Source organism: Pedobacter petrophilus (assembly GCF_009674725.1).
GTDB lineage: Bacteria > Bacteroidota > Bacteroidia > Sphingobacteriales > Sphingobacteriaceae > Pedobacter > Pedobacter petrophilus.
Genome location: NZ_WKKH01000004.1, coordinates 174930 through 190984, shown reverse-complemented (window position 1 = coordinate 190984; position 16055 = coordinate 174930). Strand labels below are relative to the sequence as shown.

Below are 16055 nucleotides of genomic sequence, written 5' to 3'. Positions count from 1 at the left end.
TCAACGCATCTGTGTAATCAAATTAAATAGCATCTTTGCAACCGAAAAAATAACCGATACTTTTTAGTAATGCCATCGGTTTAATTAATTTAAAATGAAAACAGCAGAAATTAAACTAACAGTTGAGTTAGACGACGCAAATAATCCAGATAATATCCTTTGGGAAAGTACGGACTCTGGAAATGCAGATAAAGTACCGGCAAAGGCAATGTTTCTATCTGTATGGGATCATAACTATAAAAACACGCTGAAAATAGACTTATGGACTAAAGATATGCCTGTTGATGAGATGAAACGTTTCTTTTACGAAACTTTACAAACCATGGGAGATAGCTTTTTAAAGGCTACAAATGAAACTTTAATTGTTGAAGACCTACGTGATTATTGCGCACACTTCGCAGAGAAAATGGGGATTGTAGAAGGGCAGTAGCGGACTTTTCGTTTTTCGTCTGTCGTTTGGCGTTGGTGGTTATTGTTAGTTTAATATTGATTTGTGGATTTTTTTCTATTGATCATTTGTAGACTGAGATTATATTATTCTAAATTCCCTCAACAATCAGATAGAAATCTTGTTATTTACTCAAACTGTGAAAATATAAAATATGTTAATCTTAAATAAATTCAGGGCTTTAGTTGGTATTTTGCTTTGCATTATTGCCAGTTTTTGTCCGATGTTAAAAGTGCCGATTAAAGGAAACTGGAATTTGTATCAATCTGATGCGCGTTTATTTTTGATTACATACGCCATTATAGTAATCTCAGTACTTTTCTTTTTCATTAGAAAAGCCAGCGCTTTTAGGTTCATGAGTTTTGTAATGGCAATTTGGTATGTGCTCGCTGTTGTTGCGGTTTATTTTACGGCTAACAATTATACCAAGTATGGCTTTGCTAACAAATTAATTGGCAAGGTTGTTCACTTTCAATGGGGTTGGATTGTGTTTTTAGTCGGCGTTTTATTTATGCTGTTTAGCACTAAGCGTGGCGACAAAATTGTTGCAGCAACTAATCCGGAAATTGTGAAGTAAGTTTGCTGTCCTCATATCCTTGCGCTTTGTCGCAAAACACAATTTCATCAGGAGTTTTTTCTGCATGGTTTGATTGCAACTCATGATGAATAGAAATTTATAATCTTGAAGGGCAGCAACTACGTAAGACTCATCATCCTCTAGTTTACCAGTAAATTTTACATCCTGAGTTAACTGATGCAACTTGCATTTTGCTTTCTTTGTCACTTTTCTTTTCAATGAAGTTTTTTTACCACCTGGGTCACCAAGTTTTATATCTAGGAAATAGCAGAAACCCCATCTTCATGTTCTCCGTGCCCTTTCCTTGTGTTCTCTATGGTTAATATTTATAGCTATATTTCCTAATCAGCTAACTGTAGAAAACCCATACTTTGCTTTCTTTGCGCCTTCTCTCTGCAATTAAGTCTTTTTACCACCGAGGTCACCGAGTTTTACACCGAGAAAATAGGAGGAATTCATCTTCATGTTCTCTGTGCCCTTTCTTTGTGTTCTCTGTGGTTAATAATTTACAGCTATATTTCATAGTCAGCTAAATGTAGAAACCCATACTTTGATTTCTTTGTCACTTCTCTTTGCAATTAAGTTTTTACCACCGGGGTCACCGAGTTTTACACCGAAGAAATAGGAGGAACGCATCTTCATGTTCTCTGTGCCCTCTCTTTGTGTTCTCTGTGGTTAATATTTACAGCTATATTTCATAGTCAGCTAAATGTAGAAACCCATACTTTGCTTTCTTTGCGCCTTCTCTCTGCAATTAAGTTTTTTTACCACAGGGGTCACCGAGTTTTATATCTAGGAAATAAGAGAAACCCATCTTCATGTTCTCTGTGCCCTCTCTTTGTGTTCTCTGTGGTTAATAATTTTCAGCTATATTTCATAGTCAGCTAACTTGTAGAAACCCATACTTTGCTTTCTTTGCGCCTTCTCTCTGCGATTAAGTTTTTTACCACCGAGGTCACCGAGTTTTACACCGAGAATATAGGAGGAACCCATCTTCATGTTCTCTGTGCCCTCTCTTTGTGTTCTCTGTGGTTAATATTTACAGCTATATTTCATAGTCAGCTAACTGTAGAGACCCATACTTTGCTTTCTTTGCGTCTTCTCTTTGCAATTAAGTTTTTTTACCACCGGGGTCACCGAGTTTTACACCGAAGAAATAGGAGGAACGCATCTTCATGTTCTCTGTGGTTAATATTTATAGCTATATTTTCTAACCAGCTAACTGTAGAAAACCCATACTTTGCTTTCTTTGCGCCTTCTCTCTGCAATTAAGTTTTTTTACCACCGGGGTCACCGAGTTTTACACCGAGAAAATAGAAGGAATTCATCTTCATGTTCTCTGTGCCCTCTCTTTGTGTTCTCTGTGGTTAATTTTCTAATCAGCTAACTGTAGAAAACCCATACTTTGCTTTCTTTGCGCCTTCCCTTTGCGACCTTTGCGGTTAAACCTATAATCCCACACTTTAAAACTAATCCACTATAAAAAGATCATCGGTATCATCATCTAGCGGGATATAGATTCTTACCCATTCATCGCCATCTCCAATTTCCCAGGTATGGCCACTTCCGCGCGTATCATTGGCGATTAGAATGATTCCAGGTTCAATCATAAACGTCTCACCGTTCGTTGTACCAAACTTTAATTTCCCTTTTAAGGTGATAACATATTGCCTCCGAGGCGCCGGATGAGGTATTCCTTCCAAAGCAGAAACATTCGTTTTGGCGAAAAAGAAACTGGCTTTAATATTCCTAAGGACTGGAATCCTTCCAATCTCAAATGCGCAATCATCATTTTCAATATTAATCAGCCTGATGGCTTTTAGGTAATCTTTTGTTTCGGCTTTTTCTGAAGTCATCTTTAATATTATTAAAATTTAAGTGTCGTTTGTCCTTTTTGAGCAATCTCTCTTTCATGTTCCAGTAGCCACTGTTTCCGCCACAAACCACCCGCGTAACCAACCAGTTTGCCACTGCTTCCAATCACCCGGTGACAGGGAATTACGATGGCAATATTATTTTTTCCATTTGCGGCGGCAATGGCCCGAATGGCTAATGGCTTGTGTTCAGAAAACTTGGCATAGGAAATTGTTTCGCCATATGGAATGCTGAGCAAATTCTGCCAAACCTCCTGCTGAAATTCGGTTCCCTTTTGCTTTATTGGAAAATCAAAACCCTTTAAATCTCCTTTGAAGTATTGTGCTAACTGACTTGCAACTTTTTTGGTTAATTCATTTTCTGATAATCCTGCTACATCTGTTTCCGTAAAGGTAACAGTATGAACAAAGTCATCATCAGCAAGGATGGTTAATTTGCCAACAGGCGATTCTGTCACTGATGCGTATTTCATATTCTATTTACAACTGTTAACATCTAAACTAATGCCTAAGCCTATGTAAAACCTAATCCGTATTTATTTTTCATTTCAGGTAAAACCAAGGACGGGTTGCACAAAAAAAAAGCCCGTTAGCGTTAATCTCTCCAAGTTAAATGTTGAAACAATATTACAACAATCCAACAAAATTACACTGCGATAATTTATCAATAAAAGTATCTTTGCGGTTATGCAACTGGCCAAAGAGGTTAAATATTTAATCCATAAGGAAGTACTGTTAGAGTGGCGCTCCAAATATACCATCAATGGAATTCTATTATATGTAGTTTCTACCATTTTTACTTGTTACTTATCTTTCGTAAGTCTGGGTGATAAGCTTGCATGGAATGCTTTATTCTGGATTATTATTCTTTTTGCATCAATAAACGGTGTTTCTAAAAGTTTTCTACAGGAAACTAAAGGTCAGCAGTTATATAATTATATACTTGCTAGCCCTGCGGCAATATTAATCTCAAAAACAGTTTATAATATCGTGTTGATGCTGGTTTTAACAACCATCGCATTGGGTTTTTATACTATGGTCTTCGATACTTTCACTCCGCCAGATTTATTACTTTACTACGTGGCCGTCGTCATGGGAAGCATCAGTTTTTCAACTGTTTTTACAATGGTTTCAGCCATAGCAAGTAAAGCCGGTAATGGGGGAATGCTGATGGCTATTCTCAGCTTTCCAATTATCATTCCTGTGCTAATTCTTTTAATAAAATTAGCTAAAAATGCTGTGGACGGCTTGCCGTGGGAGAATAGTTACGATGAAATTGGGATGTTGCTGTTGGTAAATGTATTAACAGTTGCTACCTCTTTATTGTTATTTCCTTACCTTTGGAGGGATTAAATGGAATGATAGAATTATAGAATGAGTGAGTGATAGAATGGGAAGGAAACATTTAATAATTCAAAATTCACTCATTCAAAATTAAAATAATATATGAATAAAATTTGGTGGAAAATCCTGGGATCGATGTTAGTGATTTATACTGCAATAGCAGGGTTACTACTTGGCGTTCCACGGTTACCTATTATCAATGAATCAATCAGAAACCTATACTTCCACGTGCCAATGTGGTTCGCTATGATTGTTTTGTTTTCCATATCTGTTTTCTATAGCATAAAATCGTTAAGCACTAAAAGCGAAACCGATGATTTGAAAGCAGTAGAAAGTGTAAACGCCGGGATTATTTTTGGTCTTCTGGGCTTGGTTACTGGTGCCATTTGGGCGAAGTATACCTGGGGGCAATTTTGGAGTTTCGATCCAAAACAAAATTTCGCCGCCATTTCAGTATTACTTTATTTTGCTTATTTAATTCTTCGCAACGCGATAGATGAAGAGCAAAAAAGGGCTAAAATTTCTGCCATTTACAACATCTTTGCTTTCCCGATGATGGTGGTTTTACTTTTCGTTTTACCCCGTTTAAAAGATTCATTACACCCGGGTAATGGTGGCAATCCAGGGTTTAACAGCTATGATTTAGATAGCCGCATGCGCATGGTATTTTATCCTGCCTGTTTAGGGTGGATCATCATCGGCTACTGGGTTTATACCATTCGCTTCAGAATACGTTCAATAGAAAACAATCAACAACATAATTAATGAAAAAGGTACTTTTCTCTCTCCTGTTAATGCTGGCTACAATGCAATTATTTGCACAAGATAATGGTGTAGAAATGGCAGATAAGTTGCGTAGCGATGGTAAAATATACGTTGTAGTTGTCTGTATAGTTATCATTTTAGTCGGTTTATTGGCTTATCTTTTCTCTATTGATAAAAGATTAAAAAAAATAGAAAAAGAAAACACAGGCAAAAACTAAGCTTAAACGTTTTAAAGCTATTTTTTCGGTCATTTTCAATTGGTGTTTCCTTTACACTAAGTATTTTTTCATTTGGATATATGCAGTTTTTTTAGGCAATTTTGCGGCATACTTAATTCATAAAAAATAAATAATGGCTAATCTAGCAGACGAGAACAAGTTTTTTGCAGATGTATGCAAGAACTTTGACAGTGCGGCTCAATTCACCAACCATCCCGATGGTTTATTGAACCAGATTAAAGCGTGTAATAGTGTGTATCGTTTCCAATTTCCAATTCGCAGAGGAAACGGTTTTGAAGTGATTGATGCATGGCGTGTAGAGCATTCGCATCACATGAGTCCAACCAAAGGCGGTATTCGTTACAGCGAGATGGTTAATGAGGATGAGGTGATGGCACTTGCAGCCTTGATGACATACAAATGTGCAATCGTAAATGTACCTTTCGGAGGTGCAAAAGGTGGAATTAAAATTAACACCAAACAATATAGCGTAGCCGAGTTAGAAACCATCACTCGTCGTTACACCACAGAATTAATCAAGAAGAATTTTATTGGTCCTGGTATTGACGTTCCTGCGCCGGATTATGGATCAGGCGAACGTGAAATGAGCTGGATTGCTGATACTTATATGACGATGAATCCTGGTCAGTTGGATGCATTAGGTTGTGTAACAGGTAAACCGATCGCTTTACACGGTATCCGTGGTCGTAAAGAAGCTACCGGTCGTGGTGTTGCTTATGCCGTGCGCGAGTGTGTGGATGTTGCTGAAGATATGGCTAAAATCGGCTTAAAAGCTGGTTTAGGAGATAAAAGAGTAATCGTTCAGGGCTTGGGGAATGTAGGTTACCATTCTGCAAAATTCCTTGCAGAATTTGGGGCAACAATTGTTGGTTTGTGTGAGTACGAAGGTGCAATCTACAATGCTAACGGTTTAAATGTTGATGAAGTTTTTGCTCATCGCAAAAATACAGGTTCTATTTTAGGTTTCCCTGGTGCTACCGATTTTAGAAATTCTATGGAAGGGTTAGAGCAAGATTGCGATATCATCGTTCCGGCGGCTTTAGAAAACCAGTTTACTGAACTTAATATTCGCAACGTAAAGGCAAAAATTATTGCTGAAGGTGCTAACGGACCGACTACGCCAGAGGCCGAAGCAATCTTCACTGAAATGGGTGGAATCATCATTCCGGATATGTATTGTAATGCCGGTGGTGTTACAGTTTCTTACTTCGAATGGTTAAAAAATCTTTCTCACGTAGCATTCGGACGGATGGAAAACCGGTATGCGGCGAATTCAAACGCAAACTTAATTGCTACTTTAGAAAACTTAACAGGCAAAACGATTCTTCCTGAACACCGCTTAATGATTGTTAAAGGTGCATCTGAAATGGAATTGGTAAACTCCGGTTTAGAAGATACCATGATTCATTCTTACCACGAGATTCGTGAAACCTTAAGAGTAAAACCTGGCACACAAACATTAAGAACTGCAGCTTTCGTAAATTCGATTGATAAAATTGCCGTTTCTTACATGAACTTAGGCGTTTGGCCATAGTAGTTTAAAGATAAAAGTTTAAAGCTGAAAATCCTTGCAGATGTATAATTTGCAAGGGTTTTTTTATTTGGAAATGAATGGTCCGGTGTTTTGTGGGCTAAGTTCAGTCCCGCTAATGCTTCAAGCACCAAAAAAAAATCGGTGGCTTTCCACTTATATCGGGTTTATAAACATCAGTTTGTGTAGCGAGCGCTATATCAATCACCATTTAATACTGAATCCTATGAGGTGATGCTCAATTCTTCCAAATCTAATCGCCACTCTTCTTTTCTGATAATATCATCATCGTAGCTTTTATTGCCTTTTAAATGATGAAGTTCATCACGCTGAACCTGAATTAAATCAAGAACAATTTCATTATACGCTTTCAGGTCAACAGTGTTAATTTCTCCTTTTTTAAACGCGTGGAGGGTCTCTTTCTTTTCGTTCAATGAGTGCTGTAATTCAGCTTTTAAGTTCACCATTAACTCATTATGGGTACATTGATATTGATAATTGGCTACCAGCTTTTCCAGTGAGAGATCAATCAGCTTCAATTTAATCTGGCTGATTTGCTCCTGTTCAGAAAGCTTGTGTTTCGCTTCCGGGATTTTCAGCAATTTAATAAATAGGGGTAACGTTAAGCCTTGAACAACAAGGGTTACAAAAATCACGACGAAAGTAATGAACAAAATCAGGTTTCTTAATGGAAAAGGAATTTGTTCCGAAATCATCACTGGGATGGAAAGCGCGGCGGCCAAAGATACCACACCCCTCATGCCGGCATAAACAATCACTAAAGAAGAGTGCCACGTAAGATCCTGATAACGAATTCTACTTTTTTTGTTGAGTACCCGGGTAATGCTGGAAGTAGAGAAAAGCCATACAAAGCGAACAAGGAGCGCCAAAACACTAATTCCAACGCCATATCCAATTGCCTGTCCTATTGGATAATCAGGCCCCAATCCGGCCACAATATCTGGCAACGCCAAGCCTATTAAAATAAAGACTACACCGTTTAGTAGGAAAATCAGTGCAGACCAAACAGAGACTGTTTTTATTCTGGAGTTGGAAGTGAGAATTACATGCGATTGACTGGAAAGCAATAATCCGCCAGAAACTACTGCCATTACACCAGAGGCTTCAAAATGCTCTGCAACGATGTACATAAAGTAGGGGGTAAGCAAAGTGAGGACGGTATCAATATTTTCTGTGGTCGGTAGCCATCGGTGAATGGCGTAAAATATGCCGCCAATCGCCAAGCCGATAATTATGCCAAGCCCTGCAACGGATACAAAGTTTACAGCAGCATCTTGCAAAATGAAAGTCCCGGTGGTTACGGTGGCCAGTGCGAATTTAAATACAATTAAACTGGAAGCATCGTTTACTAAACTTTCGCCTTCAAGCAATGCGCTTACCGTTTTCGGAATTTTCATGCCCTTAAGCACTGCTGCTGCGGCTACCGCATCTGGTGGAGATACAATTCCGCCAAGTAAAAAACCAAGCGCTAAGGTAAAGCCCGGAATAAATGCAACTGAGGCATAAGCAACGGCCACAGAAGTAATAAACACCAATCCAACTGCCATTAAAAAGATAGCACCTTTATATTCCCAAAAAGCCTTCCATGAGGTAAACCAGGCGGCTTCGTAGAGCAGGGGAGGCAGAAATAGGAGGAAGACAATGTTTGGATCGATCTTGATGTGGGGCATTCCCGGAATAAAACCAATAAATAAACCAGCAAGAACCAAAAAGATCGGATAAGAAATTTTGAGCTTTTGGCCCACCATTACCAAAATGGTTACGCCAAGCAATAGTACCAGGATGAGAATTAAATTATCGTGTAGCATGTAAAAGAGATGATGCTCTAAATATCAGAAATATAAAAGAAAATTGAGATGAAAAGAACAGATTTGAACCTTAAAAATCTTTCAATAACTGATACAAAGAATTGATGTCGCCATTAATTAAAGTGAGTTTTCCATTTAATTGTACCTGATGCGGATTTACAGCCTTACCTTTCATGGTTAGTTTGCTGAAAGATTTTAGGTATCGGTTTGCTCCGGGTATAACTGATTGAGTATTTAATTTCTTAAAATTCACATCAAGGGAAAAGAAATCTGTTGAGCGCTCTTTTTTAGTATCAGCTTTAAGATTGTTATTTGTTCCCAAAAGAAATTGCTGATTATCGCCCCCGACAAAAGCCTGATAAAGTGGAAATACCAATTTGTCAACTGTGCCGCTATCCAGATTAATAATTTTTTGCCGACTCAGGTAGTTTTTCAAGCCAGTGGCCTCTGCAGCAATATTCAAAGTGAAATTTGGAACCTCTTTTTTCTGCAGTGTTATCTTTTCAACCTTTTCAAAATCATCATTATATTCATAAGTAATAATGGAGTCGGTTTGAGGTATGCTATTCGTCCACTCAAAATCCACATAACCCTTGTAATATTTAAGTAAGCTATCCCGCGCTATGGTAGCGTTTTTAAATCGATATGTTTTATCTGCTATTGTTGGAAAGTCTGCATTTAGCCAGATACTGGCGGTGCTTTCTTCGTTAAACGTTCTATGTTCAGGCTGGGCGGCAGGAATAATTGCTTCAGTGGGAAAATTTGCATTAAAATTAATCGCTCCGGTACTAAAATCAGTGGTGAAGGTATTCTTATTATCGCTATAGGCAATGTGGTGTGTTAGGCCATTCATGGTATTGAATCTACTTTCACTAAGTTTCACAAAGTTTTCTTGTGTCAAGAGTTTAATTAATATCGGCTCAAAGCTTACCATCTCGCTGGATACTACAATTGCTGCCGCTTCATTATTGTAGCAGATTGCCATGTTGCCTAAACTTGAACTTGCAAAGCTGATCCCGTTTTGTTTCTTTAAAATTTTAAATCCGAGCGTGTGTTTTATAAAGCTTTCAAAATCGATGAGTGATTTAATCTCCAGTCGCGTAAAAACTGCTGTTTTGGGCTGGTTTTGTAAAAAGTAAAAGTATATGCTTGCTGGTATTTTTAGGCCGCTGGCAAGTTTGCTTCTTCCGGTAGTAGGTTTTTGCTTATCATTTGATTTTAAATAAAAACCAGGGTTAGAAATCAGGTTTGCCGCCAGACTTTTAAACACTTCATCTACGCTGATCTTCAATACCGAAACTGCATTACGCGGAATGGAAACCTGGTTTGCCTGATATTGCCGGTATTTAAAAAGGGCAACAAAAAAAATAAGCAGTGATAGAATTATCACTGCTGTTATTTTAAAAAATTTCCTCATAGTTTATTCAATAATGATTTTGCCACGGAATCACGAAAGCCGAGAAATATTTTTCCGTGGCTTCGGCGTTTCCGTAGCAACTGTTTTTAGTAATCAATTAAACTGTCAATTGAGAACTGCCAACTGAAAAACCGGATTACTTCGATGCATTTTCAATCAATGTAAACAAATATTTTAAAGCATTTTCGTGCCCGTTAGGAATTTCTGCGCTAATATCTGCAGAAACCAGGTTCCCTTTAATAGGATTTGATTTCATATATACATTTCCCATTTTACCCAATGTCTCGTTAAATTTCTTTGCTGTTTCTTCACCACCAAATTCCTGGTCAGGTACTTTCCCTACTAAATTTTTCGCGTTAAATAAGAAGCTGAAATTATTCTTGCTCAACAGGCTTTTATGCGTTTTGCTGATGTTTGCGCGGAAATTATTGTTGCTAATACTTTTCATTTCCGTTAAAGAGTTTCCGAAAAACACAATATTATCTTTTATCATAAAATAAATATCAACCGGACTTTTCTTTTCTTCAATTTTATAAATGTTGTTGTCAACGCTCACACGTTGCTTGTTTACACCATATTTAATTAGCTTATTCATTAAGCGGTGATCTTCTGAAGAGAACATGAAAAGGAAATCTGGCATGGTTTCTTTTTTCGTTTTCGTTACCTCGGTTTGGTTGTAATCTTCATCATATTCGTACGCAGTGTAAGTTACATCGCGGGTATTTAAGCCGTTGATGATAAATAAGGCATCACCCTTAACCACTTTGCTTACGGCCTCTTCATCCAGGAGCAGTGTGAATAAATCAGTACCCAAAGAAATTTCTTCATCCATTCGGCCACCCAGAAAAGAACCATAGGTTTGTTGCATCAGCTTTGGAAACTCTTCTAAATAGGCTTTGGTATCAATGGCATACCCCATAAATCCAATTGCTTTTTCGCTATCTACGTAGTTCAGGAATTTTTTATTGATTTTCCTGTTCATGATTTTTTTGTAAGAATCTGCCTGATCTTTTGCCAACTCCAGGCCTGTAGAAATGCGGAAACTTTTATCATCCATAAATAATTTAGCAGTTAAACTGCCATAGCCTTTCATAAGCCCTGCTTTACCATAAGTGCCAAATTCTGGGGAGATGGAATTATAAACATCCTGCAAGCTCGAAACCCAAACTTCAGCAATGGCATTTTTATCTAAGCTGCTGTTGTAAGATTTATTGCTTTCAATAGATTCGTAGTTTGTGTTGAAGATTTTATCTGCCTGAGCGCTGATCCACACCAGTGTTAAAGCTTTAGTTTTAGCATCCTGTTCTGCTTTTTCTTTTTGATATTCATCATACTGATCCGGATCGGTTGCATAAGCATCCATACCAACAGAATCCTTTACTGCGTAGTCGTCAACATCTATTTGCTCCGCTAATTTCACTTTTTTACGTTTAACAGCTGTCTTTTTCTTTCCTGCTTTCTTTTTTGAACTGACTTTTTTCTTTGCAGATTTTTTTTGAACCTTTGCTTTTACAACCGGGGGCGCAATTACAGTTTCAACCATTGGTTCCTCCGTCGTTACGTATGTCGAATCAGTAACAATAGTAGCACTATCTGTTAATACATCACTGCCCTGATATCGAAGATCTTTGATGCCATATTTTGCAGATTTAAGCGAATCGGCAAAGAAAGAACTTTTTATGCTTCCGGTTACGAAATACATCATGTTGTTGTTCCACTTAATAATGCTGGTGCTATCCGGTAAAATCATCGTTCTTGTTTCACCGTCAAGCGTAAACTTTTTCTCTTTATCGTTAATTAAACTTTCAAATTTGGTTGCATCCTTAATGGGAATCAGAAAGCAATTGTAAGTAATACTATCGCTCAGCTGATTAAAATAATACATGTTCTTCTCCAGGTTGATGCCGAAGTCTTCAATGCTTGTAAAGTTTTTATCGAGCGATTTAGAAGTTTCTGTTAGCAATTTTTTACCTACAAAAGATTCATTAAAATCTTTTACAAACATGAGTTTAAATACATTGTCGCCTTTAATAGTGGCAACAGTAAAGGCGTTTGCAGGGATTTTCTTTGCTAAATCCTGAGCATAATTTTGAATGCTAAAGAACAGCAAAGCGAGCGCAAAAAGGAGTTTTTTCATTTTATTTTGATAGTTGTATTTGATTGGAAACATTAATTTTTCCGTTGATTAAATTGGTGATACTGCTTTTAAGCATCACTGCTTTTTTTGTTTTCGATAGGTTTGATGCCGGGTTGGTTACATTTGTTACGGGTGATTCAAATCTATAAATGCTGGTGTACATTGCTCCGTTAAAAACGGCTTTATCCTGGTTTTTCAATTTGTTGAATTCAGATTTCGCAGTCGTTACTGCCTGATATCTTCTGGCAAACGTTTTGGTAGCTTTGTTATAACTGTAAGAAGATGTATTGGTTGCCTTTATTTTTTGCCTGGCCAGAATGTTCCTGGTTATGTTATTAATATTCGATACCTCTTTGAAAGTAAAACTGATGGTTGCGATGTAATTGGTAAAGTCGCTGGTGCTTTTTACATTCGAAATTCCTTCAGATTTTTTAAGGTAGGCAACCGCTTCGGCGAGTTCTTGTTGAATTTTTTGTTTACTGGGTACTTTATATCCCTGCACACTATCCAGAAGCATTACAGAGGCTACTTTAGTTTTACTTTGGCTCAGATTAATGGTAAGCACCACATCTCCGGTGCCATTGTTGCGCATATTAATTTCTTCAATAATTTCGAAGCAGGATGATAAAGTTGGAATTAGAAGAATAAAGAAAAGGAGCTTATAGCACTGCTTAACATTCATATCTGTAGAAATGGGCTAATTATAGTCTTAAAAAACAATTATCTGATCGTCAAACTTAATCATTTAACTGAAATTTTAAGACGTCTTTTTTCGGTAAAGTGTAATTAGTCATACACCTTTAGCGGTACGTGGGCAATTGGTAAGATTTTTAAATGATGGATTGTGTTCGGTGATTTATCAAACATTTTAACCATGGTTTTCGATAATCAGCTAATTGTCAATATAACGACACGAAAACGGTAAAAGAATGTTCGCTAAGGCTATTTTTCTATCTTTGTTGCCAGCTTTTACCACAACAACACAACATGAAAAAAAGTGCAATCATTGGATTAATTACTATCGCAATTTCTATAGGGATCTTATTTAGCTTAAATGCAAATACAGACACTTATTCAAATTTTAAAGAGGCAACCAGTTCTCAAAAGGAAGAGCATGTAATGGGATATTGGGAGAAATCTAAAGGAATGTATTATGATGCGGCTAAAGATGCCAATCATTTTGCTTTCCATATGAAAGATGAAAAAGGTGAAATCAGAGAGGTAGTTTACAATGGTACTAAGCCTCAGGATTTTGAAAAATCTGAGAAGCTGGTATTGATTGGTAAAATGGATGGAGAGAAATTTTATGCTTCAAAAATTTTAATGAAATGCCCGTCTAAATATAACGATAACCTGGTTGAAGTCAATCAGAATGGCAAGGTTGATACTGTTGGTAAGTACGGCGAAAAAATATAACTAATTTTAATGGATATTCAATTTGTAGGCGAAAACCTGTTACCGGGTAAAATCGGGCAGTTTTTCATTGTGCTGGCGTTTAGTGCCTCATTACTTTCAACCCTATCATATTTCTTTGCCAGTCGCGATAAAGAATTGCAGGATAAATCCTGGAGAAATCTTGGAAGAATTGGTTTTTTAATCAATTTCGCTTCCATTATTGGTATCGGTGTAACCCTGTTTTATTTAATTTTAGGCCATTATAACGAATATAGCTATGTTTATTTCCATTCTTCAAAAGCACTACCTGTTTATTATATAGTATCTGCTTTTTGGGAAGGACAAGAGGGGAGTTTCTGGCTTTGGGCATTTTGGCAATCATTTTTAGGTGCGCTTTTAATCTGGAAAGCAAAAACCTGGGAGCGCCCGGTAATGACAGTTGTGGCCTTTTCACAAGTGTTTCTGACTTCAATGTTATTAGGTGTAGAAATTTTTGGTGAGCGCATTGGTAGTTCTCCATTTATCCTATTGAGAGATGCTGTTGATTTGAAAGCCATGGCTCCGGTTGTTTTTGCTAATCCGGAAAACTTTAAAGATTATCTCAAATTCATCACCGATGGTAGAGGATTAAACCCACTATTACAAAACTATTGGATGGTCATTCACCCGCCAACGTTATTCCTGGGTTTCGCGAGTATGGTTGTTCCATTTGCATACGGTGTTGCTGCGCTGTGGCAGAAAAGATATAAAGAATGGATTAAACCGGCATTGCCATGGACGCTTTTTGCAGTAATGGTTCTGGGAACTGGTATTATCATGGGTTCATTCTGGGCTTATGAGGCTTTAAACTTCGGTGGTTTCTGGGCCTGGGATCCGGTAGAAAATGCTTCGTTAATTCCCTGGCTAACCTTAATTGGTGCAGTACACGTAATGATTGCGTATAAAAATACCGGTCATGCCTATTTCACCGCAATTGCATTGGTATTCTTAAGTTTCTTATTGGTGCTTTATGCATCATTCTTAACCAGAAGCGGAATTTTAGGCGATACCTCAGTGCACTCATTTACGGATATGGGAATGTTTGGTCACCTGATCCTTTATAACGTTGTGTTTGCGGTAATTGCAGTAGCACTTATTGTGGTAAGATGGAAAGAATTACCCATCACTACCAAAGATGAGGAAACCTATTCAAGAGAATTCTGGATGTTTATTGGTGCCTTAGTGGTAACTGTTGCTTGTATACAGGTGATTTTCTCTACATCAGTTCCGGTATTCAATAAGGCTTTTGGAACAAACTTCTCTCCGCCAATTGATGCAGTAAAATATTACAATCAATGGCAGGCCCCTTTTGCCGTTTTAATTACTTTGATTTCTGGTTTTTCACAATACTTAAAATACAAACGTACCGATCCGCGTAAATTCTACAGCAGTTTAATTTCTGCAATTTTATTTGCATTGGTATTAACAGCAGGTTTGGTTTGGGTGGCAGATATCTACACCAATACCATGTATATCTTAATTACATTCAGTTGTGTATTTGCAGTATTATCAAACGCTGCAATTCTATATCAGGCTTTTGGTGGCAAAGCAAAATTAGCTGGTTCTGCGGTTGCCCATATTGGTTTTGCCTTTTTGATTTTGGGTGCTTTGATTTCAGCAGCAACGAATAAGCCAATATCTATTAATGCCAATAATTTTATTCCGGTAAAGGATTTTGAAAAAACGGAAAAACCTGGTGAAAACATCATGTTATACAAAAACGAACCTAAAGAAATGGGCAAGTATACGGTAACATATGTAAGTGATACTACCGAGGCTCCTAATACAATTTATACGCTGAACTTCAAGGTATTAGATAAGGTAACAGGGAAAGTTAAAGAAGACTTCAACTTACATCCTCATGTTCAGGATAACGAGAAGATGGGGCTGATTGCTTCTCCGGATACCAAGCATTATTTAACGTATGATGTTTACACCCACATCACCAGTGCGGCAATTAAGCAGGAAAGTCATGGTGATCACGAAGGTCATTCTGACGATGAAAATTACAAAGCACCGAGAATTGTTAAAGTTTCTGCAGGCGATACAATCCATACTTCGAGTGGTGTAGTTACGGTAAAAGCGCTTAACAATAAGCCGGTGGCGAAAGATTTAGTCTTAGCCCAGGGAGATTATGCAGTGGGTTTACCTTTAGAAATTAATTCGGCTGGTAAAATTTATAATGCAGAGCCAATGTTCTTAATTAAAGGAAATAATACATTTGATTTTGCCCGTAAAGTGGAAGGACTGGATCTTAAATTCCGTTTCTCTAAAGTTTTACCTGAGGAGAAAAAAGTAGAATTACAGATCTTCGAAAAACCACAGCAAGCGAAAGACTGGGTTGTTTTTAAAGCAATTGAATTTCCATTCATCAATTTATATTGGGCGGGAACGATCGTGATGGTAGTTGGTTTCTTACTTTCAATTTTTAGAAGAAGAAAAGAGGCAAAAATCGCATAG

14 protein-coding genes are annotated in these 16055 nt (G+C 37.5%); 8 read left to right on the top strand and 6 right to left on the bottom strand.

The window, feature by feature from the left end; translation table 11 throughout:
• Window positions 1-94 precede the first annotated feature (94 nt).
• Together gldC and GJU39_RS04105 are read left to right on the top strand one after the other, a co-directional pair.
• A complete protein-coding gene (gldC, locus tag GJU39_RS04110) occupies window positions 95-430 on the top strand; it encodes a gliding motility protein GldC (RefSeq protein ID WP_154279425.1) in 336 nt (111 codons plus the stop codon).
• Window positions 431-602: 172 nt separating this feature from the next.
• Window positions 603-1025, top strand: coding sequence for a hypothetical protein (locus GJU39_RS04105; protein ID WP_154279424.1), 423 nt, complete (start codon window positions 603-605; stop codon window positions 1023-1025).
• A gap of 1469 nt (window positions 1026-2494) precedes the next feature.
• On the opposite strand, the gene GJU39_RS04100 is transcribed toward GJU39_RS04105, so the two are convergent.
• Both GJU39_RS04100 and GJU39_RS04095 read right to left on the bottom strand, forming a co-directional pair.
• Window positions 2495-2881, bottom strand: coding sequence for a cupin domain-containing protein (locus GJU39_RS04100; RefSeq protein WP_154279423.1), 387 nt, complete (start codon window positions 2879-2881; stop codon window positions 2495-2497).
• A gap of 11 nt (window positions 2882-2892) precedes the next feature.
• The gene (locus GJU39_RS04095) at window positions 2893-3372 is read right to left on the bottom strand and encodes a methylated-DNA--[protein]-cysteine S-methyltransferase (protein WP_154279422.1); all 480 of its coding nucleotides are present in this window, start codon (window positions 3370-3372) and stop codon (window positions 2893-2895) included.
• 214 nt (window positions 3373-3586) lie between these two features.
• Between GJU39_RS04095 and GJU39_RS04090 the strand changes: the two genes are divergently transcribed.
• The 4 genes from GJU39_RS04090 to GJU39_RS04075 all read left to right on the top strand — a co-directional run bounded on the left by GJU39_RS04090 (window position 3587) and on the right by GJU39_RS04075 (window position 6781).
• Window positions 3587-4252, top strand: a complete 666-nt coding sequence (locus GJU39_RS04090) for a heme exporter protein CcmB (protein WP_154279421.1) — start codon at window positions 3587-3589, stop codon at window positions 4250-4252.
• Window positions 4253-4345: 93 nt separating this feature from the next.
• Complete coding sequence (gene ccsA, locus GJU39_RS04085; protein WP_154279420.1) at window positions 4346-5008, top strand: cytochrome c biogenesis protein CcsA; 663 nt, start codon at window positions 4346-4348, stop codon at window positions 5006-5008.
• A complete protein-coding gene (locus GJU39_RS04080) occupies window positions 5008-5226 on the top strand; it encodes a CcmD family protein (RefSeq protein WP_154279419.1) in 219 nt (72 codons plus the stop codon). The genes ccsA and GJU39_RS04080 overlap by 1 nt, the downstream gene beginning before the upstream one ends.
• A gap of 133 nt (window positions 5227-5359) precedes the next feature.
• Window positions 5360-6781, top strand: a complete 1422-nt coding sequence (locus GJU39_RS04075; protein ID WP_154279418.1) for a Glu/Leu/Phe/Val family dehydrogenase — start codon at window positions 5360-5362, stop codon at window positions 6779-6781.
• Between the two features lie 221 nt (window positions 6782-7002).
• Here GJU39_RS04075 and GJU39_RS04070 read toward each other — a convergent pair whose 3' ends face one another.
• From GJU39_RS04070 to GJU39_RS04055, 4 genes are all read right to left on the bottom strand, one after another.
• Window positions 7003-8607 carry a Na+/H+ antiporter gene (locus GJU39_RS04070; RefSeq protein WP_154279417.1) on the bottom strand — a complete coding sequence of 535 codons (1605 nt, stop codon included), beginning with the start codon at window positions 8605-8607 and terminating at the stop codon, window positions 7003-7005.
• A gap of 70 nt (window positions 8608-8677) precedes the next feature.
• Window positions 8678-10024 (bottom strand): hypothetical protein, encoded by a 1347-nt coding sequence (locus GJU39_RS04065; protein ID WP_154279416.1) that lies wholly within the window; start codon window positions 10022-10024, stop codon window positions 8678-8680.
• A 136-nt stretch (window positions 10025-10160) separates the two neighbouring features.
• Entirely contained in the window at window positions 10161-12161 is a 2001-nt protein-coding gene (locus GJU39_RS04060) for a hypothetical protein (protein ID WP_154279415.1), read from the bottom strand.
• 1 nt (window position 12162) lies between these two features.
• The gene (locus GJU39_RS04055; RefSeq protein ID WP_154279414.1) at window positions 12163-12843 is read right to left on the bottom strand and encodes a hypothetical protein; all 681 of its coding nucleotides are present in this window, start codon (window positions 12841-12843) and stop codon (window positions 12163-12165) included.
• Window positions 12844-13148: 305 nt separating this feature from the next.
• On the opposite strand from GJU39_RS04055, the gene GJU39_RS04050 reads away from it, so the two are divergent.
• Complete coding sequence (locus tag GJU39_RS04050; RefSeq protein ID WP_154279413.1) at window positions 13149-13577, top strand: cytochrome c maturation protein CcmE domain-containing protein; 429 nt, start codon at window positions 13149-13151, stop codon at window positions 13575-13577.
• Window positions 13578-13586: 9 nt separating this feature from the next.
• Entirely contained in the window at window positions 13587-16055 is a 2469-nt protein-coding gene (locus GJU39_RS04045) for a heme lyase CcmF/NrfE family subunit (RefSeq protein ID WP_154279412.1), read from the top strand.